This is a genomic window from Thiohalomonas denitrificans (genome assembly GCF_016841685.1).
In the GTDB taxonomy this organism is placed as follows: Bacteria; Pseudomonadota; Gammaproteobacteria; order Thiohalomonadales; family Thiohalomonadaceae; genus Thiohalomonas; species Thiohalomonas denitrificans_A.
On sequence record NZ_JAENYR010000144.1, the window covers coordinates 1 to 3,890 of the forward strand.

The 3,890-nt window shown below is 58.8% G+C and carries 4 protein-coding genes and 2 pseudogenes; all 6 read right to left on the reverse strand.

What is annotated here, in order from left to right:
* Positions 1-307, reverse strand: a pseudogene (locus Q7L05_RS17075) (hypothetical protein); the annotation flags it as partial.
* 432 nt (positions 308-739) lie between these two features.
* Entirely contained in the window at positions 740-1,291 is a 552-nt protein-coding gene (locus Q7L05_RS17080) for an ImmA/IrrE family metallo-endopeptidase (RefSeq protein ID WP_303909471.1), read from the reverse strand.
* 22 nt (positions 1,292-1,313) lie between these two features.
* A complete protein-coding gene (locus Q7L05_RS17085; protein ID WP_303909472.1) occupies positions 1,314-1,667 on the reverse strand; it encodes a helix-turn-helix domain-containing protein in 354 nt (117 codons plus the stop codon).
* A gap of 282 nt (positions 1,668-1,949) precedes the next feature.
* Positions 1,950-2,138 (reverse strand): hypothetical protein, encoded by a 189-nt coding sequence (locus Q7L05_RS17090; RefSeq protein WP_303909474.1) that lies wholly within the window; start codon positions 2,136-2,138, stop codon positions 1,950-1,952.
* 3 nt (positions 2,139-2,141) lie between these two features.
* Positions 2,142-3,677: a phage minor head protein gene (locus tag Q7L05_RS17095; RefSeq protein WP_303909476.1), complete on the reverse strand. Its 1,536-nt coding sequence runs from the start codon at positions 3,675-3,677 to the stop codon at positions 2,142-2,144.
* Positions 3,664-3,890: pseudogene (locus Q7L05_RS17100) on the reverse strand (phage portal protein family protein); the annotation flags it as partial. The gene Q7L05_RS17095 and the pseudogene Q7L05_RS17100, both read right to left, overlap by 14 nt.

Sequence of the window (3,890 nt, forward strand, 5' to 3'; positions counted from 1 at the left end):
TGTGCTCCCAGTCCAGGACCAGGTCGCGGTTGTGGGCGCGAAGGGTGGCATTGTGCTGCAGCACCGCCTCGGGCTGGTCATTGACCCACCGGCGCCCGTCGAGACCTGCAACGGTGTCGCCGGCGGGGATCAGCTCGACCCATTCAGGGACGGAACCGTCGGCGGGCAGTTCGAAGTTCAGCGCTATCAGCTCGTGGGCATGGTTGGCGCTACAGAGTGCAATTTGAAATGGAGTGCGCGAGAACATGCCGACAAGGATGTCGGCCCGCGCGCGGGGTGTGGGATTAAAGGGGTTTAATGCTGCCATGCCGGCCACGATAGGGCCAGCGGGGGAGAGATATCAGACTGAAGCGTTTCAGTGGTGAGGCCAAGGGCCAGCCACCTAGGCTGGCCCGGCCATAACACTACTTACGGCGCTTCTTTCTACCGCGGTTCACCGGAATAGGGAAAGCGCGCAGCCCATACTGCGAGGCATAAATGCGCTTACCATTCCGAGTGATCCACGGACGAAAGATCACGTTAGCTTGAGTAGCCATCGCGAACCCTCCTCCGCCACTTGGCGGGTTAAGAGGTGGGAACATAGAACTCGCGATGCGGTCAAAAATTCGACTACAGGATTATTATCCTGCTAAGATCGGGTTGTTCAGACGCGATCATCGTATCGCAAGAGGTAACGACCACCTGTTCCGTTACCTTTTACCAAGGCGGGTTCGAGTTGCACCTCGAATCCGCTTTTCTCTTATAAAAGCCCCTCCTTCTCTAATTTTGTCCATCTGTAGAATGCTGCTTTGTTCGACACTCCGAAGGTCTGGATGATATCGAACGTAGACCCGCAGAGTTTTCGAACAAAGGCTACAGGCATCAGAAATTCCGCCGCGAAGGTGTCGGCTTGCCATTCGCTGTCTTCAAAGACTCGGTGTGAAGCCGCTACTGACTGCCTCGCGAAAGACACATTGTCATGCATCAACAGGTGGCCGATTTCATGGGCAATGGTGAAGCGATCCCTTCCGTTACCTTCGCTTGCCCCTTCCACGACTTCGTCGCTAAGTACTATCAGTGCTTCGTTCGGGTAAGTAATGCCATGAGCTCCATTGAGCTCAGATGTCGGGCGGATATCGTAATTTATGCCGATGTCCTGAAGTTGGTGCTCTAGAATCCGAATGACATCGATGTACGGTCCATCTTGATTCAAAACTTTCCTAGTGTGGTCAGCCAGACGGCGTATTTCAGTGATTCTCCGAGCCTTGACCTTTGCACCCCGGTTGTCATATTTTTTTGAGTTATTAGCCACAACTGATCCTCTAGTCACTTAATCAGTCACCGTTTAACAGCTCTAATAGCTGCTTCTTTTTCTCTTCCGGCATCTCCGGAAACCTTCTGGCAAAGGAAGCAACCAGCGCGTGGTCTTCATTTGCCGGATGAATCTTTACCACGCTCTTAGACTGATCGGCTGCTGTGTACAGTTGCTCAGTTCCAAGGCCCTTCTTTTCAAAGAACTCAGCTACTCGCTCGACGAAAGAGTCTGTCAGATTTTTTCTCCCGGTTTCCAAAGCCGATAGATACGACGCTGAAACCTTCAGTGCCTTGGCCATCTCAACAGTCAAGATGTCGCCTTCAATACGGAGTTGTCTAACAAGCCGTCCATAAGGGGTTAACATCATAGTCATAATCTTTCTCCCCGCCCTGGTTTCAGGCTATAGCTCCTGATTCGTTGTTTCGAAAATGAATCATACCTAACTTGGTTATTATTCGCAACCAGTTTTGGTTCTTTCTTTTGATGGACATCCGGGTTCGCGCAACGAGTCGCCTTCGAGAGACTAATTGTGAATTTAAAACCCATTTAACGCCCTCGCTGGCTACCGATCGACAGCTAGGCCGCCCACTGCCAGCCTGAGAGGCGCTCTGAACGGCTCACAGCGCCTCTCAGGCGGTCACGCGAAAACAGGATTTCACTCGGGGGAAGTGTCACTGTCACGGGTGGCCACCTCGAAGGCCTCCCAGAGATCGCCGAACGGCTCGAATTCATCGGGCCGGATCTGCTTCTCCAGTTCTTCGAGGCGTGCTTCGGCATCCGCGGGCAGCGGCTGCTGAGCCAGAATGTTCATGGCCTCCTGGAAGGCCGGGCTGAGTTCGTCCATATCTCACCTACCTTTCTGTTTTCTATCTATCGCTGTGTCGAGCAGCTTGTCAAAGTATTCGGCCGTATCAGGGCTCCACTTCGCCAGGGCCTTGCGATTGAACAGCCAGGCGGTGAAGTGTTCGGCGTGCCATTCCCGATCATCGGTCATTCCGTACACGGTCAGCGAGGCACTACCATCCGGCCGCCGGGGCTCGCCGGCCCAATAGTGGACCTGATGGCCCATTTCGTGGGCAAACGTGGCCGGGACCCCGGGGCGGGCCTGGTCCGTGAGCCTATCCAGGGCGGCCCGGGTGGTCCAGTAGCGGCCGTCGCGTGACCCGGCGCCCCGCGGAGCATCCGCGGCGACGGCCTTTTCGACGGCCTTTTTCAGGTCCGAAGGCACGACATCGGCCAGCTTGTCCGTGGCCCGCACCCGGACCACCACGTGATCGAAGCTTCGGGCCGTGAATCCGCCGACGCGGCTGGCCCGTCGGATTGTATAGGCGACACGCGGGAAACCCTTCCAACTGTCGCCCAGAAATTCGCCGACCTTGTTTTCGATCTTCCTGGAGGTTTTTCCCTGCGCCATCTCGGCCTGCTTGAGAAACAGGCTCTTGACGGGGTGCGCCTCCAGAAAACGCTGGAATGTCTGCACCTGCGAACTTGCGCCCGGGATTTGGTGGAGTAGATGCTCCATCGCCTGTTGGTTGACGCCCGAGACGGTGGAGAACACGGGATCAGTATCCTCGGGCCACAGTCGGCCTGTCTTCACCGGTTTCGGTACGGTTTTATCGAACGCCGCCCGGGAGACGGCCAGGTTCCCGTCGACCCCCATTTGCCGGTGGGCGCCGGGGTTGTAGTCCCAGCCGGGGTCGATGCCCTTGGGCACCTGCATCACTTCGCCGGTGCGCTTGTTGACCCATTCAACCGACTCGTCTGCCGGCGCCTGGTGCGGGCCGCCCAGGCGCTCGGCCTCGCGGCGGGAGACCTGGCGCACCCGGCACTTGCAGCCCCAGCCGTTGGGTGGATAGTGCGTGGTCCACCAGGGATCGTCCGTCGGCAGGATACGGCGCGACCAGTCCACGTGCTGCTTCCGGTGCTCCTCGGAGGGACCCAGCTCATATATAAGGTAGGGGTGTGTCTTTGTGGTGCGCTGGATACGGTCCCACTGGCCGGCGGCGCGGGCGGTGCGCAGGTTGGTGCGGTAGATGGTCTGGAGCCGGCGGGGGCTGCCGAGTTGTACCTCCCGCGAATCGCCGGTGAGGGGATCTGTCATCTCGCCCGTCCCCCACCAGCCGAGGCGCTCCAGGGTGGGGCGAAGGTCGCGCTGGAACTGCTGAAAGGTGCGGCCCTCGGCCAAGGCCCGGTCCACCTCTCCGCGGATGCCGGTGAGGACGTCCATCTCCATCGCCTTTGCGACGGTGAAGGCGGCGGCGTGCTCTTCGCCCCAGACATCGCGGTGGTCGAACCCGACTTTGTAGCCCTTGCGCCGGAACCAGGCGGTAGCCTCGCGCGGTACCGGGCCGGGGAATTCGTAGTCTGACTCAGCCTTCGGCATCACCGGCCCCGCGCGCCTTGAAGGTGGCCAGCGCCAGTTGGCGAATCAGTTCCCCGCTATCCATCTGGTCCAGCAGTGCGGGGAGCCCTTCTACGAAGGCCTCGAAGCTGTCGGCCTTCTCGGCCCACTGCAGCACCGGATCGGCCACCGGCCCCATCTGTTGCTCCCAGTCCTGAAGGGCTTCCGCTTCGATGTCATCGAGGGTGTCATCGG